The sequence below is a fragment of the Pseudomonas sp. 10C3 genome, from assembly GCF_036346185.1.
Classification (GTDB): domain Bacteria; phylum Pseudomonadota; class Gammaproteobacteria; order Pseudomonadales; family Pseudomonadaceae; genus Aquipseudomonas.
On the sequence record NZ_JASJVE010000017.1, the window covers coordinates 20,496 to 38,965 of the forward strand.

At 56.0% G+C, this 18,470-nt stretch carries 17 protein-coding genes; 15 read left to right on the plus strand and 2 right to left on the minus strand.

What is annotated here, in order from left to right; genetic code table 11:
* Positions 1-70: 70 nt before the first annotated feature.
* A complete protein-coding gene (locus QN399_RS17400) occupies positions 71-970 on the plus strand; it encodes an AraC family transcriptional regulator (protein ID WP_322179558.1) in 900 nt (299 codons plus the stop codon).
* Between the two features lie 81 nt (positions 971-1,051).
* Here the strand turns inward: QN399_RS17400 and QN399_RS17405 are convergent, their stop codons facing one another.
* Positions 1,052-2,716, minus strand: a complete 1,665-nt coding sequence (locus tag QN399_RS17405; RefSeq protein WP_322179557.1) for an electron transfer flavoprotein-ubiquinone oxidoreductase — start codon at positions 2,714-2,716, stop codon at positions 1,052-1,054.
* A gap of 402 nt (positions 2,717-3,118) precedes the next feature.
* Here QN399_RS17405 and QN399_RS17410 point away from each other — a divergent pair, with 402 nt between their 5' ends.
* From QN399_RS17410 to QN399_RS17450, 9 genes are all read left to right on the plus strand, one after another.
* Positions 3,119-3,868 carry an electron transfer flavoprotein subunit beta/FixA family protein gene (locus QN399_RS17410; RefSeq protein WP_219060792.1) on the plus strand — a complete coding sequence of 250 codons (750 nt, stop codon included), beginning with the start codon at positions 3,119-3,121 and terminating at the stop codon, positions 3,866-3,868.
* A complete protein-coding gene (locus tag QN399_RS17415; RefSeq protein ID WP_322179556.1) occupies positions 3,869-4,798 on the plus strand; it encodes an FAD-binding protein in 930 nt (309 codons plus the stop codon).
* Between the two features lie 123 nt (positions 4,799-4,921).
* On the plus strand, positions 4,922-5,746 hold the full coding sequence (locus QN399_RS17420; RefSeq protein WP_322179555.1) for a transporter substrate-binding domain-containing protein: 825 nt from the start codon (positions 4,922-4,924) through the stop codon (positions 5,744-5,746).
* Positions 5,747-5,756: 10 nt separating this feature from the next.
* Positions 5,757-6,110 carry a DUF4398 domain-containing protein gene (locus tag QN399_RS17425; RefSeq protein ID WP_322215865.1) on the plus strand — a complete coding sequence of 118 codons (354 nt, stop codon included), beginning with the start codon at positions 5,757-5,759 and terminating at the stop codon, positions 6,108-6,110.
* Between the two features lie 8 nt (positions 6,111-6,118).
* A complete protein-coding gene (locus tag QN399_RS17430) occupies positions 6,119-6,934 on the plus strand; it encodes an OmpA family protein (RefSeq protein ID WP_322179553.1) in 816 nt (271 codons plus the stop codon).
* A 217-nt stretch (positions 6,935-7,151) separates the two neighbouring features.
* Positions 7,152-8,591 carry a PLP-dependent aminotransferase family protein gene (locus QN399_RS17435; RefSeq protein WP_322179552.1) on the plus strand — a complete coding sequence of 480 codons (1,440 nt, stop codon included), beginning with the start codon at positions 7,152-7,154 and terminating at the stop codon, positions 8,589-8,591.
* 270 nt (positions 8,592-8,861) lie between these two features.
* Positions 8,862-9,320, plus strand: a complete 459-nt coding sequence (locus tag QN399_RS17440) for a translation initiation factor 2 (protein WP_323567051.1) — start codon at positions 8,862-8,864, stop codon at positions 9,318-9,320.
* A gap of 98 nt (positions 9,321-9,418) precedes the next feature.
* Entirely contained in the window at positions 9,419-9,676 is a 258-nt protein-coding gene (locus QN399_RS17445; protein ID WP_322179550.1) for a YkgJ family cysteine cluster protein, read from the plus strand.
* Between the two features lie 72 nt (positions 9,677-9,748).
* Positions 9,749-10,354 (plus strand): START domain-containing protein, encoded by a 606-nt coding sequence (locus tag QN399_RS17450; RefSeq protein ID WP_330201314.1) that lies wholly within the window; start codon positions 9,749-9,751, stop codon positions 10,352-10,354.
* Between the two features lie 107 nt (positions 10,355-10,461).
* Here the strand turns inward: QN399_RS17450 and gltA are convergent, their stop codons facing one another.
* Positions 10,462-11,751 (minus strand): citrate synthase, encoded by a 1,290-nt coding sequence (gene gltA / locus QN399_RS17455; protein ID WP_322179548.1) that lies wholly within the window; start codon positions 11,749-11,751, stop codon positions 10,462-10,464.
* A gap of 364 nt (positions 11,752-12,115) precedes the next feature.
* Here gltA and sdhC point away from each other — a divergent pair, with 364 nt between their 5' ends.
* From sdhC to QN399_RS17480, 5 genes are all read left to right on the plus strand, one after another.
* The gene (sdhC, locus tag QN399_RS17460) at positions 12,116-12,490 is read left to right on the plus strand and encodes a succinate dehydrogenase, cytochrome b556 subunit (protein ID WP_322179547.1); all 375 of its coding nucleotides are present in this window, start codon (positions 12,116-12,118) and stop codon (positions 12,488-12,490) included.
* Positions 12,484-12,852: a succinate dehydrogenase, hydrophobic membrane anchor protein gene (sdhD, locus tag QN399_RS17465; protein WP_219060803.1), complete on the plus strand. Its 369-nt coding sequence runs from the start codon at positions 12,484-12,486 to the stop codon at positions 12,850-12,852. The genes sdhC and sdhD overlap by 7 nt, the downstream gene beginning before the upstream one ends.
* 3 nt (positions 12,853-12,855) lie before the next feature.
* Positions 12,856-14,628 carry a succinate dehydrogenase flavoprotein subunit gene (gene sdhA, locus QN399_RS17470; RefSeq protein ID WP_219060804.1) on the plus strand — a complete coding sequence of 591 codons (1,773 nt, stop codon included), beginning with the start codon at positions 12,856-12,858 and terminating at the stop codon, positions 14,626-14,628.
* Positions 14,629-14,639: 11 nt separating this feature from the next.
* Positions 14,640-15,344: a succinate dehydrogenase iron-sulfur subunit gene (locus QN399_RS17475; protein ID WP_219060805.1), complete on the plus strand. Its 705-nt coding sequence runs from the start codon at positions 14,640-14,642 to the stop codon at positions 15,342-15,344.
* Positions 15,345-15,621: 277 nt separating this feature from the next.
* On the plus strand, positions 15,622-18,453 hold the full coding sequence (locus tag QN399_RS17480; protein ID WP_322179546.1) for a 2-oxoglutarate dehydrogenase E1 component: 2,832 nt from the start codon (positions 15,622-15,624) through the stop codon (positions 18,451-18,453).
* Positions 18,454-18,470 lie beyond the last annotated feature (17 nt).

Consider the following 18,470-nt stretch of genomic DNA (forward strand, 5'->3'; position numbering starts at 1 on the left):
TGATTGGCTATTTTTTTGGGCGGATCTGCGATGATGGCGCTGTCTATTCCTCTTGCGAAGCTGGATTCCCATGTTGTTGACCCGCCACCTTGATGCCAATGCAACACTGGTCTCGTTGATCCAGCCGCTCGCCACTCGTCCGGGGTTTCTGCCGACGCTATTGCCTGAGGTGCAAATCGTTTCGGCTCGCAGCAATGTGGCGCGTTGCCCGCAGATTTACGAGCCAAGCCTGATGATCATTGCTCAAGGCAGCAAACTGGCCTACCTGGGGCCGCGCACTCTGGAATATGGCGCGGGGCGCTATCTGGTTCAGGCGTTGTCGATGCCCTTCGAGTGCGAAACCTTTGCCACACCCGAAGTGCCGTTGCTCGGCATCTCGATTGGCATTGACCGGATCATGCTGGGGGAGTTGGTGCTGGCCATGGGGCTAATGCCGGGGCGTGACACTCAACCCCAGACCCTGGAGTCCATGAGCTCCGCCGCGCTTGACGCGGGCATGCGCGAAAGTGTCGAGCGCTTGTTGCGCTGCCTGCATGATCCGATGGAGTGTCAGATCATGGGCCGCACGCGTTTGCGAGAGGTACTGTATGCCGCGCTGCGTGGCCCTCAGGCGAGTGTGTTGCGGGCGCTGGTCGAGCAGCAAGGGCCGTTTGCCCGTGTTGCTGCATCGTTAAGCCATTTGCATGCGCATTATGCGGAACCGCTCAGCGTCGAGACCCTGGCTCGCTGCGCAAACATGAGTGCCTCGACCTTCCATGAGCACTTCAAGCGCGGCACCCTGTTGTCCCCGGTGCAGTATCTGAAGCGTCTACGACTGCTCAAGGCGCAGCGGATGTTGATCGCCGAAGGCATCGGTGTGGCGCAGGTTGCCCTGCGCGTGGGGTATCAAAGTACGTCGCAATTCAGTCGGGAATATAAGCGTTACTTCGAGCACAGCCCGGGGGATGAAGCGATGGGTGCTCATCCATAATGCTGATCGTTCAGGTGCAGGCAGGTGGTTTTTCGGACTCAACAAAAAGGCTCCCGAAGGAGCCTTGATGTTTGATCAGCCTTACATGTTCGGGTAAGTCGGACCGCCACTGCCTTCAGGCGCTACCCAGGTAATGTTCTGGGAAGGGTCTTTGATGTCGCAGGTTTTGCAGTGCACGCAGTTCTGCGCGTTGATCTGGAAGCGCTTCTCGCCGTCTTCCTTCGTCACCACTTCATACACGCCGGCAGGGCAGTAGCGCTGCGCCGGTTCGTCGTACAGCGGCAAGTTGGTGCCAATCGGGATGCTTGGATCGGCCAGCTTCAGGTGGCAGGGTTGTTCCTCTTCATGGTTGGTGTTGGAGAGAAATACCGAGCTGAGCTTGTCGAAGCTGAGCTTGCCATCGGGGCGTGGGTAATCGATCTTTTTCGAGTCGGCCGCGAGCTTCATGCACGCATAATCCGGCTTGGTGTCGTGCAGGGTGAACGGGATCTTGCCGCCGAAGAAGTTCTGATCGATGAAGTTGAACGCACCGCCGAGGATCGGACCGAACTTGTGCAGCGCCGGGCCGAAGTTACGGCTGGCGAACAGTTCATCGTAGAGCCAGCTGGCTTTGAAGGCCTCAACGTAGGTGTTCAGTTCGTCGCCGCCTTCCTTGCCAGCGAAGAGGGCATCAGCCACCGAATCAGCCGCGAGCATGCCGGATTTCATGGCGGTGTGGCTGCCCTTGATCTTGGCGAAGTTCAGGGTGCCGAGGTCGCAGCCGATCAGCGCGCCGCCCGGGAAGACCATTTTCGGCAGCGAATTCAAGCCGCCCTTGCAGATGGCGCGCGCGCCGTAGCTGATGCGCTTGCCGCCTTCGAGGTACTGTTTGATCACCGGGTGGTGCTTGAGGCGCTGGAATTCATCAAACGGTGACAGAAAGGCATTGGAGTAGGACAGATCAACGATCAGGCCGACCACCACCTGATTGTTTTCCAGGTGATAAAGGAAAGAGCCGCCAGTGTTCTCGGTGCCCATTACGTCCAATGGCCAGCCAGCGGTGTGGACCACCAGGCCTTGCTCGTGCTTGGCCGGGTCGACTTCCCAGATTTCTTTGAGGCCAATACCGTAATGCTGCGCATCGGCTTCGGTATCGAGGTTGAAGCGCTTGAGCAATTGTTTACCGATGTGGCCACGGCAACCTTCGGCGAACAGCGTGTACTTGCCGCGCAGTTCCATGCCAGGGGTGAAGTAACCCTCTTTAGGATGGCCTTCACGGTCAACGCCCAGATCGCCGGTAACGATCCCGCGTACCACGCCGTTCTCGTCGAACAGTGCTTCCTGGGCGGCAAAGCCCGGGTAGATTTCGACACCCAGGTTTTCAGCCTGCTGAGCCAGCCAGCGGCACAGATTGCCCAGGGAAATGATGTAGTTACCTTCGTTGTGCATGGTTTTAGGCACAAAGAGGTTGGGTACTTTAGTTGCGCTGTCGGCACTTTTGAGTACAAAGATATCGTCGCGCTTGACCGGGGTGTTCAGAGGCGCGCCGAGCTCTTTCCAGTTCGGAAACAATTCGTTCAGGGCGCGAGGTTCGAACACGGCACCGGATAAAATGTGCGCGCCCACTTCAGAGCCTTTTTCCACCACGCAGACGCTGATTTCCTTTCCGGCTTCGGCGGCCTTCTGCTTCAGTCGGCAAGCGGCGGAAAGACCCGCGGGGCCTGCGCCGACGATGACGACGTCGAATTCCATGTATTCGCGTTCCACAGGCTATCTCCTACTCAGGGCTCAACAGTTTTTTTTATATGAAGCAACTAGCGCGGGTCGCGAGTAACATTGACCGACCTGCGCGCCGCAAAGGCACGCATTATATCTGGACCATCGCTCAGGTCCAATACAAACGTTTGTTTGAATTTGCTGCAGGCCAGATAAATCAAAGACGCGCTGCTCATATCTGACCGTTTTAGCGTATTGACCAGAAAAGACGTTCCGGTCAAGATACGGGCGGTTTTGCGCTCGCCGTAGGCTGACCGCTGGTTTCAAAGGGCACCTCTAAAAAGCGTTGGAGCGCGGTGCAGTTGTTTTTAGAGGTGTCCTTTTTACCGACGCGTATCAATCGCCAGGTCCGCCCGGGCGATTTTCTTTTCACCGGAGAGTAACGAGGAATCCATGAAGGTTCTTGTAGCTGTCAAACGAGTGGTCGACTACAACGTCAAGGTTCGCGTCAAAGCGGACAACTCCGGCGTCGATCTCGCTAACGTCAAAATGTCGATGAACCCCTTCTGCGAAATCGCTGTAGAAGAAGCCGTCCGCCTGAAAGAAAAAGGCGTTGCGACCGAGATCGTCGTCGTTTCCATTGGTCCGACCACCGCTCAGGAGCAACTGCGTACCGCATTGGCTCTGGGTGCTGATCGCGCCATCCTCGTTGAGTGCGCCGACGAACTGAACTCCCTGGCCGTGGCCAAGTTGCTCAAGGCTGTGGTCGACAAAGAACAACCGCAGCTGGTGATCCTGGGTAAACAGGCCATCGACAGCGACAACAACCAGACCGGCCAGATGCTGGCTGCACTGAGCGGCTACGCTCAGGGCACCTTCGCCTCTAAAGTCGAAGTGTCTGGCGACAAAGTCAGCGTCACGCGTGAAGTCGACGCCGGCCTGCAGACGGTGTCCCTGAGCCTGCCCGCGATCGTGACCACAGACCTGCGTCTGAACGAGCCACGTTACGCCTCCTTGCCAAACATCATGAAAGCCAAGAAGAAGCCTCTTGAAGTGCTGACTCCGGACGCTTTGGGCGTTTCTACCGCCTCCACGACCAAAACCCTGAAAGTTGAAGCGCCGGCTACCCGCAGCGCAGGCATCAAGGTCAAGTCGGTGGCTGAACTGGTCGAGAAACTGAAAAACGAAGCGAAGGTAATCTAAATGACTATCTTGGTTATTGCTGAACATGAAAATGGTGTCGTTGCCCCGGCAACCCTGAACACCGTGGCTGCCGCTGTAAAAATCGGTGGTGATATTCACGTACTGGTGGCCGGTGCCAACGTCGGTGCAGTCGCCGAAGCAGCAGCGAAAATCGCCGGTGTTTCGAAGGTACTGGTCGCTGATAATGCGGCTTACGCTCATCAGTTGCCGGAAAACGTCGCGCCGCTGGTTGCCGAGCTGGGCAAGGCTTACAGCCACATCCTGGCTGCTGCTACGTCCAACGGCAAAAACATCCTGCCGCGTGTTGCTGCGCAGCTGGACGTTGACCAGATCTCCGAGATCATCGCCGTTGAAAGCGCTGACACCTTCAAGCGTCCGATCTATGCCGGTAACGCCATTGCGACAGTGCAGTCTTCGGCTGCGGTCAAAGTGATCACCGTGCGTGCCACCGGTTTTGATCCGGTGGCGGCTGAAGGCGGTTCGGCTTCTGTTGAAGCGGTCTCGGCTGCTCACGATGCTGGCAAGTCCACCTTCGTTAGCGAAGAACTGGCCAAGTCCGATCGTCCAGAACTGACGGCTGCCAAAATCGTCGTTTCCGGCGGTCGTGGCATGCAGAACGGCGAGAACTTCAAACACCTGTACGCCTTGGCCGACAAGCTGGGCGCTGCTGTGGGTGCTTCGCGCGCCGCAGTCGACGCAGGTTTCGTACCCAACGACATGCAGGTCGGTCAGACCGGCAAAATCGTTGCGCCACAACTGTACATTGCGGTCGGTATTTCCGGCGCGATCCAGCATTTGGCCGGTATGAAAGATTCCAAAGTGATCGTTGCGATCAACAAGGATGAAGAAGCGCCGATCTTCCAGGTGGCTGATTACGGCCTGGTGGCTGATTTGTTCGAAGCCGTTCCTGAGTTTGAGAAGCTGGTTTAATCCAGGCTCTTCACTTATAAAGAGAACCCGTTCATTTCGGGCTGTGTGAAATTGCGCTACGCCGCAGATTCCCACGGCCTTCGATGAGCGGGTTTTTTATTGGATTCGATTAAGGATTGACCTATGAGCAGGCCTCGGCTGCTATTGCCATCGCTTCTTTTAGGCGTGTTCATGTTGCCATCACTGAGTTTCGCCGCGGGCAAATGTGAGCGTCTGATCGTGACAGGCAGCCCTGATGCGCCGCCTTATTTATGGCGTGACCCCCAAGACCCGAAGCACCTGATGGGCGCCAATGCCGACCTGCTCAAACAAGCAGCTGAAGAGTTGGGCCTGAAAGTAGAGCTGCTGTATGCAGGTAAGCGCAGTCAGGCGTTGGAAGAAGTGCGCAGTGGGCGTATGGACCTGTTGGCCGACGCGCCGTTGAAGACGTCGGAACTTGAATCGCTTGATTACATTCATCCTTCGATCACCCAGAACGAAATCGTTGTCTGGACTCGACATGATCATGCGCAGCCCTTCAATGTGCTTGCCGATCTGCGCGATCACCCAGGCGCGGTATCGAACAAAATTCGCTTCACACAACCCTTTGAGGCGCTAGTCAGTGAGCATCTGAGACTTGAACGCACCGAGAATCTGACTCAGGCGTTTCAAAAATTGATTCTGGGGCAGGTTGAATATGTACTGGCGGGCCGTTACGCCGGTCTGGCGATGGCCCAGGCATTGGGGGTGTCTGCGGACCTGGTTGCGCAGCCTTTGCCACTGGATAAGCAGGGGCTGTACTTGGCGTTGTCATTCAATTCAGCCTGCAATGATCCTTGGTTACGCGGACAGCTGGCCAAAAAGATGACAGAATCGGCCGCCTCCGGCCTGTCAGGCGAGGCGGTGAAACGCAATCTGGAACTCTGGAAAGCGCAGTTGCTGCTGCCAGCCACCGCCCCAAACAAGTAGGAATGTTTTCGTGAGTATTCGAGCTTTATTCGCCGCCACAGCCTTTGCTGCTCTGGTCGGCTGTGCCAACGATCCGGCACCGATCGAACAGTTACGACTGACCGAGCAAGCAGTGGATCAAGCCAAGGCGGTGGGTGCCACCGAAGAAATCCCAGAGCTGACACTGGCCCAGTCGAAGCTGATTCAGGCTCGCGCCGACATGGCCAACCAATCATTCAAAGAGGCTCGCATGCAGGCCGAGCAGTCGGAACTCGATGCGCGGCTCGCCGAAGCACGCGTCCTGACCCAGAAGAGTCAGGAGCAAATAATGCAGCTGAACACTCGCCTCAATCGTCTGCGTAAGCAAGTGGGAGACGTTCAGTGAGTCGCTCAGTGAATCGTATCCCTCGTATCATCAGTGCAGTCATGCTGCTGGGTTCGGCTGGCCTTTATGGTTGTGCAGGGCACCAGAACAGCGAGCGGGCAGTGCAGCAAGCCAGTGCCGACTTCCAGAAAGTCAGAGAAGATACCAACGTTCTGCGCGGCGCCCCCAAAGATGTTATTCGTGCCGGCGAATTGTTAGGGCGTGCCGAGCGTTTGTCCGGCTATTGGGGCAGTGGCGCAGACGTCAGCCATTACGCTTACCTTAGCGGCCGCTACAGCGAAATTGCTCGCGAGCATACTAACCTGATGCTCAATCAGGAACAGTTGGCCAAGTCGGAGCTAGACCGTCAGCGCCTGCAACTCGCGTTGCGTGAAGCCAAATTGTCCAGTGTGCAGCAGCAAGGCAAATGGCTGGAGGAGCAGATGGTTGCTCTGGCCACCATCCAGACTGATCGCGGTCTGGTCATGACCCTGGGCGACGTACTATTTGATACGGGGAACGCTGAGCTAAAAAGTTCGGCCAATCGCACGGTGCTCAAGTTGGTGCAATTTCTCCAGCTTAATCCCAAGCGCGTCGTGCGGATCGAAGGCTATACCGACAGCACAGGCGGCAAGCAGGAAAACCTTGAGCTTTCCAGGGATCGGGCGCAGTCGGTGGCTGATTTGCTGATGGATCTGGGTATTGACGAGAAGCGTCTTCAGGTCGAAGGCTATGGGGATGAATTCCCTGTCGAAGCGAACGCCTCGGAGCGTGGAAGGGCGCAGAATCGTCGGGTTGAAATCGTTTTCTCCGACGACAAAGGCCATTTGGGTGCAGCGCGCTAGGCGTTCTCGTTAAAGAAACCCGGTGACCGCAAGGTGCCGGGTTTTTTTTGAGAAAAATGGGGGCGAACAGGGGGTTTTTCGATGGAATTGTTTTATCACTGCTGAGGAGGGCTATCATTTCTAGAAACTGTCCCCGTACACTTCCCTACTGTTACGGTAGTCACCCGTCTTGAACACTCTATAAAAATAAGTTGTCAGCAGCATCGAGGGCCGCGTCATGACCAATCTTCTACTTTATCAACGCATTGCTCAGCAGCTGGCTGAGGATATTCGCCGGGGTGTCTATCAGCCCGGTGAGCGCGTGCCCTCTGTACGCAAAATGAGTTCGCAGCTCAATGTGAGTCATGCAACAGTGTTGCAGGCCTATGCAAACCTTGAAGATCAAGGTTTGATCCGGGCGCGGCCGCAGTCGGGTTATTACGTGCACCAGACACCGGCGTTGACTGCGCCCACCCCGGACATTGCTCGCGTAGAGCGTCCTGGTCTGGTCACCCGCAGTAGCATCATCCAGCAGGTTTTAGTCGAGTCACGCCGTGAAGGTGTATTTCCGTTAGGGGCTGCAGTGCCTCACGTAGACTATCTGCCAGTGCGGGCGTTGCATCAGCAACTGGCAAAAGTGACGCGTTTTCAGAGTCCGCGCGCTTTTAGCTATATGTTCAGTCCCGGTTTCGAGCCGTTGCGCCGTCAGGTTGCCATTCGCATGCGCGATGCCGGGGTGGTGGTCGATCCGTCCGAGGTGGTGATTACCCACGGTTGTGTCGATGCGTTGCAAATGTCCTTGCGGGTACTGACCAGGCCCGGTGATCTGATCGCGACTGAGTCGCCCACCTATTATGGTTTGTTGCAAATGGCCGACCTTCTGGGGCTCAAGGTCATCGAGATTCCGAGTGATCCTGCCACCGGCATCAGCCTTGAAGCGTTGCAGTTGGCGGCCAACCAGTGGTCGATCAAGGCGTTGGTGATGACGTCGCGTCTGAGTAATCCATTGGGAGGGACCGTGCCTGAAGAGCGACAGAGGCATCTGTTGCGACTCGCCTCGGATTTTGATATTCAGATTGTGGAAGACGACATTTATGGCGAGTTGATGTTTGAACTCGGGCGAACCAAAGCGTTGAAGGCCTTTGATCGGTTGGGTAGGGTGATTTATTGCTCGAGTTTTTCCAAGACCTTGGCGCCTGGTGTGCGTATCGGCTGGACGATTGCCGGAAAGTATCAAGCAGAAATCCAGCGATTACAGACATTCAGCACTCATTCGGCATGCAGCGTCACCCAAATGGGCGTTGCTGCTTACCTGGAAAATGGCGGTTATGACCGACATTTAAGGTTCATTCGCCTGGAGTACCGCAAAAATTTGAGCGCGTTCCAGTTGGCGGTGCAACAGTACTTCCCTGAAGGGACTCAAATGAGTCGGCCGACGGGAGGATTTATTCTGTGGGTAAGCTTGCCTGGGCGGGTTAACACTCAAGAGTTGCATGTGCGCGCCCTGGAGCAGGGAATCAGCATCGCGCCGGGGCTTATTTTTAGCAATACAGAACAGTTCAATCACTGTATTCGACTCAACTGTGGTATCCCGTGGAACCGCGAAGCGGAGCGCGCACTGATGACCTTGGGCATGCTCGCCAAGCAACTGTGTCAAGAAACGGCGCAAGCTTACTGAGGTATTACCCCGCGGGTGAGTACTGTGCTCGGCGCCTCTTTACTCGTCCGGTTTGAATCTGCTGGCTTGTCATGAACCCTTCAACAGGCCAGCATATGGCCCTCTGCCTTGCTGCCATTTATGTCTATGAATTTTCTTCGTTGTATCGGGTTGCTGTTAATTGTACTGGCGAGTGCCTGTGGTCCTGAAAAACCTGCTGCGCCGGTGCCCAAGGTCGTGTCTGGGGCGGCGTCAGGTATACCAGTGGGCGCCGTGGGGGAGTCGGTCGTCGTGCCGCCTGCGCCAATCGCACCGCAGGTGCATATCCATGAGTTGAAACCTAACATTCCGGTGGTTCCGGTAGTGGTGACCTCCTCGGCCAGGGCGTCAGTACAAAAGACTGTCTCCAGCAAAGCCACATCCGAATCGCCCCCTGCCAAGCCTCGCGCACCAATGTCCAGCAAGACCAAGCCTGCGAGTGAAGTGGTGCGGCAAACTCGTCTCTCCCAGCCGAATCTGGACTTGAGTCTGCCGACAGATATGGTCAAGGAGATGGCACCCGTTGGTACGGTGGCGCCCATCGTTAACAAGTCTTTATTGCCACCCATGTTTGGCGAGAAAAAAACGGCTCCGGAAGGTCCTTTCCAGCTCAACGGCCGCTTACTGAATAACGCAATGAAGCTGCAAATGCGCGACGAAAATCGGCGGGAAGTCGAAGGTGCTGCCCTCGATTTCGAGTTCAAGCAGTAGCGCTAAAGAGCAGTCTGCCGTCAGACTGATTTCAAACGGGCGTTTAAACGGGTAATATCCTTCGATTTTAACCATTGCCGGTCGCGAGGATATTCGTTATGGACTGTCGTCCAGATTGCGGGGCCTGCTGCATTGCACCCTCCATCAGTTCGCCTATTCCTGGCATGCCCAATGGCAAGGCCGCAGGAGAACGTTGCCTGCATCTTTCTGTCGAATCGCTGTGTGCTTTGTTCGGCAGGCCTGATCGGCCTGCGGTGTGCAGTGCGTTTTCGGCGGATGAGGAGGTCTGCGGGTCGAACCAGGCGGAGGCTATTCGTCTGATTGGCTGGTGGGAGCAAGCGACCGCAGTGGCTTGATGGCCTTTACTTAAGCAGAACTGATTTCCCGCAAACCGGTTTACCAGAACTTCGACAACAAGGAATAAAACAATGGGTTCGCTGCATCGGATAGCTGTTGTGTGTGGTTTGACTGTATTGATGGCTGCTGCCGCTCAGGCTGAAGACTGGAAAGTTGCGAAGGATGAGGGGGGTATCAATATCTCCTTGAGCGATGTGGTGGGCTCCAAGTACAAGGCTTATCGCGGTATCACTATAATCAAGGCAAGTGTGGCCAAGTTGCGCGGCCTGCAGGAAGATGTTGTGGGCGCTTGTACCTGGATTCATGAATGCAAGTCGCAGAAGTTGCTCAAGTCTGACGGCGTCAGGACGTGGACTTACGCTCAGTTCAATACGCCTTGGCCTGTGACTCCGCGCGACTCAGTGTTGCTGGTGACTTCCGAGCAGGGCGCTGATGGCACCCTGACGCGCACGCTAAAGGGCGTGCCAACGTATATCCCCGAGGAAAAAGGCTTTGTGCGGGTTGCGCAAGTAGAAGGTCTCTGGAAGTTCGTTCCCAAAGGTGCCGATCAAACTGAAGTGACGTATCAGGTTCATACAGAGCCGGGTGGTAGCGTGCCGTCCTGGCTGGCCAACAAGTTTGTGGTGGACGCTCCTTTCAATACCTTGAAGGCGTTGAAAGAGAAGGCAGAGAAGTAATTGATTCTGATCGTCGGGGGGGCAACTTTCCCTGCGGTACAAAAAAGGGCTGCCAATGGCAGCCCTTTTTTATTCCCGATGGTTGAGGTCGAGAATGGTTTGCAGTCTTACTTACGATCTTCCAGCGGCACGATGTCGCGAGACACGTAGCCGGTGTACAGCTGGCGAGGACGGCCAATCTTGTACGGGCTTGAGAGCATTTCTTTCCAGTGCGAGATCCAGCCGACAGTCCGCGCCAAGGCGAAGATCACGGTGAACATGCTGGTGGGAATGCCGATAGCTTTCAGGATGATGCCCGAGTAGAAGTCTACGTTCGGGTACAGGGAGCGTTCGATGAAGTACGGGTCGGTCAGGGCGATCTCTTCGAGACGCATGGCCAGTTCCAGCTGCGGATCGTTGGTGATGCCCAGCTCTCTGAGTACTTCGTCGCAGGTCTGCTTCATCACGGTGGCGCGCGGATCGCGGTTTTTGTAAACCCGGTGACCGAAGCCCATCAACTTGAACGGATCGTTCTTGTCTTTGGCCTTGGCAATGAATTTGTCGATGTTCGAGACATCGCCAATTTCATCGAGCATAGCCAATACTGCTTCGTTGGCGCCGCCGTGTGCCGGACCCCAAAGGGCTGCGATGCCGGCAGCGATACAGGCGAACGGGTTGGCCCCTGAGGAGCCAGCCATGCGCACAGTAGAGGTCGACGCGTTCTGCTCGTGATCGGCGTGCAGGATAAAGATCTTATCCATTGCCTTGGCCAACACCGGGCTGATCGGTTTGATCTCGCAGGGGGTGTTGAACATCATGTGCAGGAAGTTTTCTGCGTAGTTCAGGTCGTTGCGCGGGTACATCATGGGTTGCCCCATGGAATATTTGTACACCATCGCTGCCAGAGTAGGCATTTTGGCAACCAGACGGATCGCGGAGATTTCACGATGCTGCGGGTTATTGATGTCCAGAGAGTCGTGATAGAACGCCGACAGGGCACCCACCACGCCGCACATAACGGCCATTGGGTGAGCGTCGCGACGGAAACCGTTGAAGAATGTCTTCAACTGTTCGTGCACCATCGTGTGGTTCTTCACGGTGATCACGAATTGGGCTTTCTGTTCAGTCGTTGGCAGTTCGCCGTTGAGCAACAGGTAGCAGGTTTCCAAGTAGTCCGATTGTGCAGCAAGCTGCTCGATCGGGTAACCGCGGTGCAACAGGATGCCTTTGTCACCGTCGATATAGGTAATCTTCGACTCGCAAGAGGCGGTCGACATGAAACCAGGGTCGAATGTGAAGTGGCCGGTGGCGGTTAGACCGCGAACGTCGATTACATCGGGACCCACGGTGCCGGTCAGAATTGGCAGCTCGACGGGGGCTGCGCCCTCGATGATCAACTGCGCTTTTTTGTCAGCCATGTGGCCTCCTATATATGCTTCAAATCATCAGACAGACCCCCCACGCAGGGCCCGCACCACTATAGTGAGATAAATCTTAAAGTCAATTTGCCTAAAGTCTTGCTGCTGGGGGCTTTGGGCGAGGTTTTTTCATGAAGATCCGAGCCGTTTACGCCTTTTATAAGTCGGGCGCAATTGCCTATTAGCGTGAAGTCTGCGCGTTGTCATTAGTGACCTAACTGTCTATACTCTGGCTCCGACCGCCGGGGGCTTTAGGGCCTGTTTCATAGGGGTCGTCACTCCCTGGGTGGTGGGTACCTGACCAGTGCACTTCCCAACAACTTTGCCCTGATTGTTAGGGGCTCTTCAAGTGTGAAAAAAAGCCGTGAATAGCCAACGACCTGTAAACCTCGACCTAAGGACCATCAAGCTCCCAGTCACTGCTTACACGTCCATTCTTCACCGTATTTCCGGTGTCATCCTCTTTGTCGGCCTTGCCATCATGCTTTATGCATTGGGCAAATCGCTGGGCTCTGAGGAAGGTTTCGGGGAAGTGAAGGCGTGTTTGACCAGTGTGCTAGCCAAGCTAGTAATTTGGGGCCTGCTGTCCGCCTTGCTGTATCACTTGGTGGCAGGTATTCGCCACTTGATCATGGACATGGGCATCGGTGAAACGCTGGAAGGCGGCAAACTGGGCTCGAAAATCGTTCTCGCCGTCTCCGCGGTGCTGATCGTTCTGGCGGGAGTATGGATATGGTAACCAACGTCACTAACCTGTCGCGTTCGGGCCTCTATGACTGGATGGCGCAGCGCGTATCTGCGGTCGTGCTCGCGGCTTATTTCATATTCCTGATCGGGTACCTCATCGCGAACCCTGGCCTGGGGTACGCCCAATGGCACGCGCTGTTCGCTAACAACGCGATGCGTATCTTCAGTCTGCTGGCCTTTGTTGCTCTGGGCGCTCACGCCTGGGTTGGCATGTGGACCATCGCAACCGATTACCTGACGCCGATGGCGCTGGGCAAGTCCGCGACTGCAGTACGTTTCCTCTTCCAGGCTGTCTGCGGCATCGCGATGTTCGCTTACTTCGTCTGGGGTGTGCAGATTCTTTGGGGTATCTGATTCATGGCTAACATTAATACGCTTTCTTTTGACGCTATCATCATTGGTGGCGGCGGCGCTGGCATGCGCGCAGCATTGCAGCTGGCCCAGGGCGGTCACAAGACCGCTGTAGTTACAAAGGTATTCCCGACTCGTTCCCATACCGTTTCTGCTCAGGGTGGCATTACCTGTGCCATCGCCTCCGCAGATCCAAACGATGACTGGCGCTGGCACATGTACGATACCGTCAAGGGCTCCGATTACATCGGTGACCAGGACGCTATCGAATACATGTGTTCCGTAGGCCCTGAAGCGGTCTTCGAACTTGAGCACATGGGTCTGCCGTTCTCCCGTACCGAGCAAGGCCGCATCTATCAGCGTCCATTTGGCGGTCAATCAAAAGACTTTGGCAAGGGCGGTCAGGCTGCACGTACTTGCGCAGCTGCCGACCGTACCGGTCACGCGTTGTTGCACACTCTTTACCAAGCCAACCTGAAAGCCGGCACTGTATTCCTCAACGAATACTATGCAGTGGATCTGGTGAAAAACCAGGACGGCGTGTTCGTCGGTATCATCGCGATCTGCATCGAAACCGGTGAAACTTCGTACATCCGCGCAAACGCGACGGTACTGGCCACTGGCGGCGCTGGTCGCATCTACTCGTCGACCACCAACGCACTGATCAATACCGGTGACGGTATCGGCATGGCGCTGCGTGCAGGCGTGCCGGTTCAGGATATCGAGATGTGGCAGTTCCACCCAACCGGCATCGCCGGCGCAGGTGTACTGGTTACAGAAGGTTGCCGTGGTGAAGGTGGTTACCTGATCAACAAGCACGGCGAGCGTTTCATGGAGCGTTATGCTCCGAACGCCAAAGACCTTGCTGGTCGTGACGTGGTAGCACGCTCCATGGTTAAAGAGATCATCGCCGGTAACGGTTGTGGTCCAGATGGCGATCACGTAATGCTCAAGCTCGATCACCTGGGCGAAGAAGTGTTGCACAGCCGTCTGCCAGGTATCTGCGAATTGTCCAAGACATTCGCTCACGTCGATCCAGTGACCGATCCGGTTCCTGTGGTTCCGACATGCCACTACATGATGGGTGGTGTTGCCACCAACATTCATGGTCAGGCAATCACCCAGAACGCTGCTGGCGTTGACACCATCATTCCAGGTCTGTTCGCTGTCGGCGAAGTGGCTTGTGTATCGGTGCACGGGGCTAACCGTCTGGGCGGTAACTCGTTGCTCGACCTGGTGGTCTTCGGCCGCGCAGCCGGTATCCATCTGGAACAAAGCCTGCGTGAAGGTGTTGAATACCGCCGCGCAACTGAAACCGATGTTGACTTCGCACTCGAGCGCCTTGCTGGCTTGAACGCGCGGACCACCGGTGAAGACGTCGCTTCGCTGCGTAAAGAATTGCAAAGCTGCATGCAGAACTACTTTGGTGTGTTCCGTACTGGCGAATACATGCAGAAGGGTATTGCTCAGTTGGCAGGCCTGCGCGAGCGCATCGCCAACGTCAAGATCAACGACAAGAGCCAAGCGTTCAACACGGCTCGGATCGAAGCTCTGGAACTGCAAAACCTGCTGGAAGTTGCCGAAGCTACCGCGATTGCCGCAGAAAATCGTAAAGAGTCCCGTGGCGCTCATGCCCGTGAAGACTTTGAAGATCGCGATGACGTGAACTGGCTGTGCCACACCCTGTATTTCCCGGGTGAAAAACGCGTAGCCAAGCGTGCCGTGAACTTCTCGCCGAAGACTGTTCCGACTTTCCAGCCCATGATCCGCACTTATTAAGGGTGGCCGATATGTTGCAAGTCAGTGTTTATCGCTACAACCCGGATCAGGACGCTGCACCGTTCATGCAGGAATTCAAGGTCAATACCAACGGTAAAGACTTGATGGTTCTGGACGTGCTGGCCCTGATCAAAGAGCAGGACGAGGGTTTCTCCTATCGTCGCTCTTGCCGTGAAGGCGTGTGTGGCTCAGACGGCATGAACATCAACGGTAAAAACGGCCTGGCATGTATCACGCCGCTGTCTGCCGTGGTCAAGGGCAACAAGCTGGTGGTCCGTCCACTGCCTGGTTTGCCGGTTATTCGTGACCTGGTCGTCGATATGAGCATCTTCTATAAGCAGTACGAGAAGGTGAAGCCTTACCTGCTGAACGACACGCCGGCTCCGGCCATCGAGCGTCTGCAGTCGCCAGAAGAACGCGAGAAGCTGGACGGTTTGTACGAGTGCATTCTGTGCGCTTGCTGCTCGACTTCCTGCCCGTCCTTCTGGTGGAACCCTGACAAGTTTCTCGGTCCAGCTGCACTGCTGCAAGCCTACCGTTTCCTGGCTGACAGCCGTGACACTCATACCCAGGAACGTCTGGCTTCGCTGGATGACCCGTTCAGCGTTTTCCGCTGCCGCGGGATCATGAACTGCGTGAACGTGTGTCCGAAGGGCCTGAACCCAACCAAGGCTATCGGTCACGTTCGCAGCATGCTGCTGCAAAGCGGCGTCTGATTTGACTGTTGTACTCGTAGCACCGCAACACCCGTAACTGATGTACCTGTACTGGCTGCGGCGCAGGCTTCAACCGGCGCCGTAGTTTTAACCTGAGCAGTAGCTCATAAAGCTGCGGCTCTTACTTTGAAGAAATGAGACCAGCAGGGGCATCCGGGCTGGTACCCGGACTATCTGCGTGAACCTTGGTGGCTTGTCTGAGTCGTTTCACATGGACTTTGTCAGGTTTACTGCGGTGTCTTCGCCGGTGGTGTCCCCTTACCGAGGGTGACCAAGCATGCAAGAAAGCGTGATGCAGCGCATGTGGAACAGTGCCCACCTTTCCGGTGGTAACGCTGCCTATGTGGAAGAGCTCTACGAGCTCTACCTGCACGACCCTAACGCTGTGCCAGAAGAATGGCGCACCTACTTTCAGAAGTTGCCAGCTGACGGCAGCACTGCCACCGATGTTTCGCACTCGACAATCCGCGATCACTTTGTGTTGCTGGCCAAAAACCAGCGCCGCGCCCAACCGGTTTCCGCCGGTAGCGTGAGCAGCGAACACGAGAAGAAGCAGGTTGAAGTTTTGCGACTGATCCAGGCTTATCGGATGCGGGGCCATCAGGGCGCCCAACTCGATCCGCTGGGATTGTGGCAACGTCCTGCGCCAGCCGACTTGTCGATCAATCATTACGGTCTGACGAACGCTGATCTTGATACAACCTTCCGCGCCGGGGATTTGTTCATCGGCAAAGAGGAAACTAGCCTACGCGAAATTCTCGAAGCGTTGCAGCAGACATATTGCCGCACCATTGGCTCTGAATTTACCCATATTGTCGATTCCGAGCAGCGTAACTGGTTTATGCAGCGCCTCGAAAGCGTGCGCGGGCGTCCAGCGTTCTCCGCTGACATCCAAAGCCACTTGCTCGAGCGCGTGACTGCCGCTGAAGGCCTGGAAAAATACCTGGGTACCAAATACCCCGGCACCAAGCGTTTCGGTCTGGAAGGCGGCGAAAGCCTGATCCCGATGCTGGATGAGTTGATCCAGCGTTCGGGCTCTTACGGCACCAAAGAAATCGTGATCGGCATGGCCCACCGGGGACGTCTGAACGTCCTGGTCAACACCTTCGGCAAGAACCCGCGCGATTTGTTCGACGAGTTCGAAGGCAAGAAAAAGGTCGAGCTCGGTTCCGGTGACGTTAAATATCACCAGGGCTTTTCGTCCAACGTGATGACAGCCGGTGGCGAAGTCCACTTGGCGATGGCATTCAACCCGTCTCACCTGGAGATCGTTTCTCCTGTGGTAGAAGGGTCGGTGCGTGCACGTCAGGATCGTCGTAACGATCCGACCGGTGACAAGGTTCTGCCAATTTCCATCCACGGTGACGCTGCGTTCGCAGGTCAAGGCGTGGTCCTGGAAACCTTCCAGATGTCGCAGACTCGCGGCTTCAAGACGGGCGGCACGGTCCATATCGTCATCAACAACCAGGTTGGCTTCACCATCAGCAACCCGGAAGACGCGCGCTCCACTGAGTACGCAACCGACGTTGCCAAGATGATTCAGGCGCCGATTCTCCATGTGAATGGTGATGACCCTGAAGCCGTCGTGTTTGTGACCCAGTTGGCCATCGACTACCGCATGCAGTTCAAGCGTGACGTGGTGATCGATCTGGTCTGCTACCGTCGTCGTGGCCACAACGAAGCTGACGAACCAAGCGGTACCCAGCCGTTGATGTACCAGCAGATTGCCAAACAGCGCACCACTCGCGAGCTGTATGCCGAGCGCCTGACCCTGGCTGGTATTCTCGACGACGCGCGCGTGCAGGCAAAAATCGACGACTATCGCAATGCGCTGGACGACGGTCTGCATGTAGTAAAAAGCCTGGTCAAAGAGCCGAACAAAGAACTGTTCGTCGATTGGCGTCCATATCTGGGCCATGCCTGGACTGCTCGTCACGACACCCGTTTCGACTTGAAGACCTTGCAAGAACTGTCCGCCAAACTGATGGAGCTGCCAGAAGGCTTCGTGGTTCAGCGCCAGGTGTCGAAGATCTACGAAGATCGTCAGAAAATGCAAGTTGGCGGCCTGCCGATCAACTGGGGTTACGCCGAAACCATGGCGTACGCGACCCTGGCATTCGAAGGTCATCCGATTCGCATGACCGGTCAGGACATCGGCCGTGGTACGTTCTCGCACCGCCATGCGACGCTGCATAACCAGAAAGATGGCGCTACCTACATTCCTCTGCAGAATCTGTACAAAGGTCAGCCACGTTTCGACCTGTACGACTCCCTGCTGTCGGAAGAAGCGGTATTGGCGTTCGAATACGGTTATTCGACCACCGAGCCTAATGCACTGGTTATCTGGGAAGCCCAGTTCGGCGACTTCGCCAACGGTGCCCAAGTGGTTATTGACCAGTTCATCACCAGTGGCGAGCACAAGTGGGGCCGTCTGTGCGGTCTGACCATGCTGCTGCCGCACGGTTATGAAGGTCAGGGGCCAGAGCACTCGTCTGCGCGTCTGGAGCGTTACCTGCAATTGTGCGCCGAGCACAATATTCAGGTGTGCGTACCGACGACCCCGGCTCAGATCTACCACTTGTTGCGTCGTCAGGTCATTCGTCCGCTGCGTAAACCGCTGATTGTGCTGACGCCGAAGTCCCTGTTGCGCCACAAACTGGCAATTTCGACCCTGGAAGATCTGGCTGAAGGTTCGTTCCAGACTGTTATTCCAGAAGTCGACGTGCAGGATCCGGAAAAAGTAGGTCGCCTCGTGCTGTGTAGCGGCAAGGTCTACTACGACCTCCTGGAAAAACGCCGTGCCGAAGGTCGTGATGACATCGCCATCGTACGTATTGAGCAGCTGTACCCGTTCCCGGAAGACGACTTGATCGAAGTCCTGGGCCCGTACAAAAACCTCAAGCACATCGTCTGGTGTCAGGAAGAGCCAATGAACCAGGGCGCCTGGTACTGCAGCCAGCATCACATGCGTCGTATCATCAGCGGTCACAACAAGGCATTGGTCCTTGAGTACGCTGGTCGTGACGCCTCTGCGGCTCCTGCTTGTGGTTATGCATCAATGCACGCCGAGCAGCAGGCAAAACTGCTGCAAGATGCCTTCACTGTTTAACGCCTTCGTGCATTAGA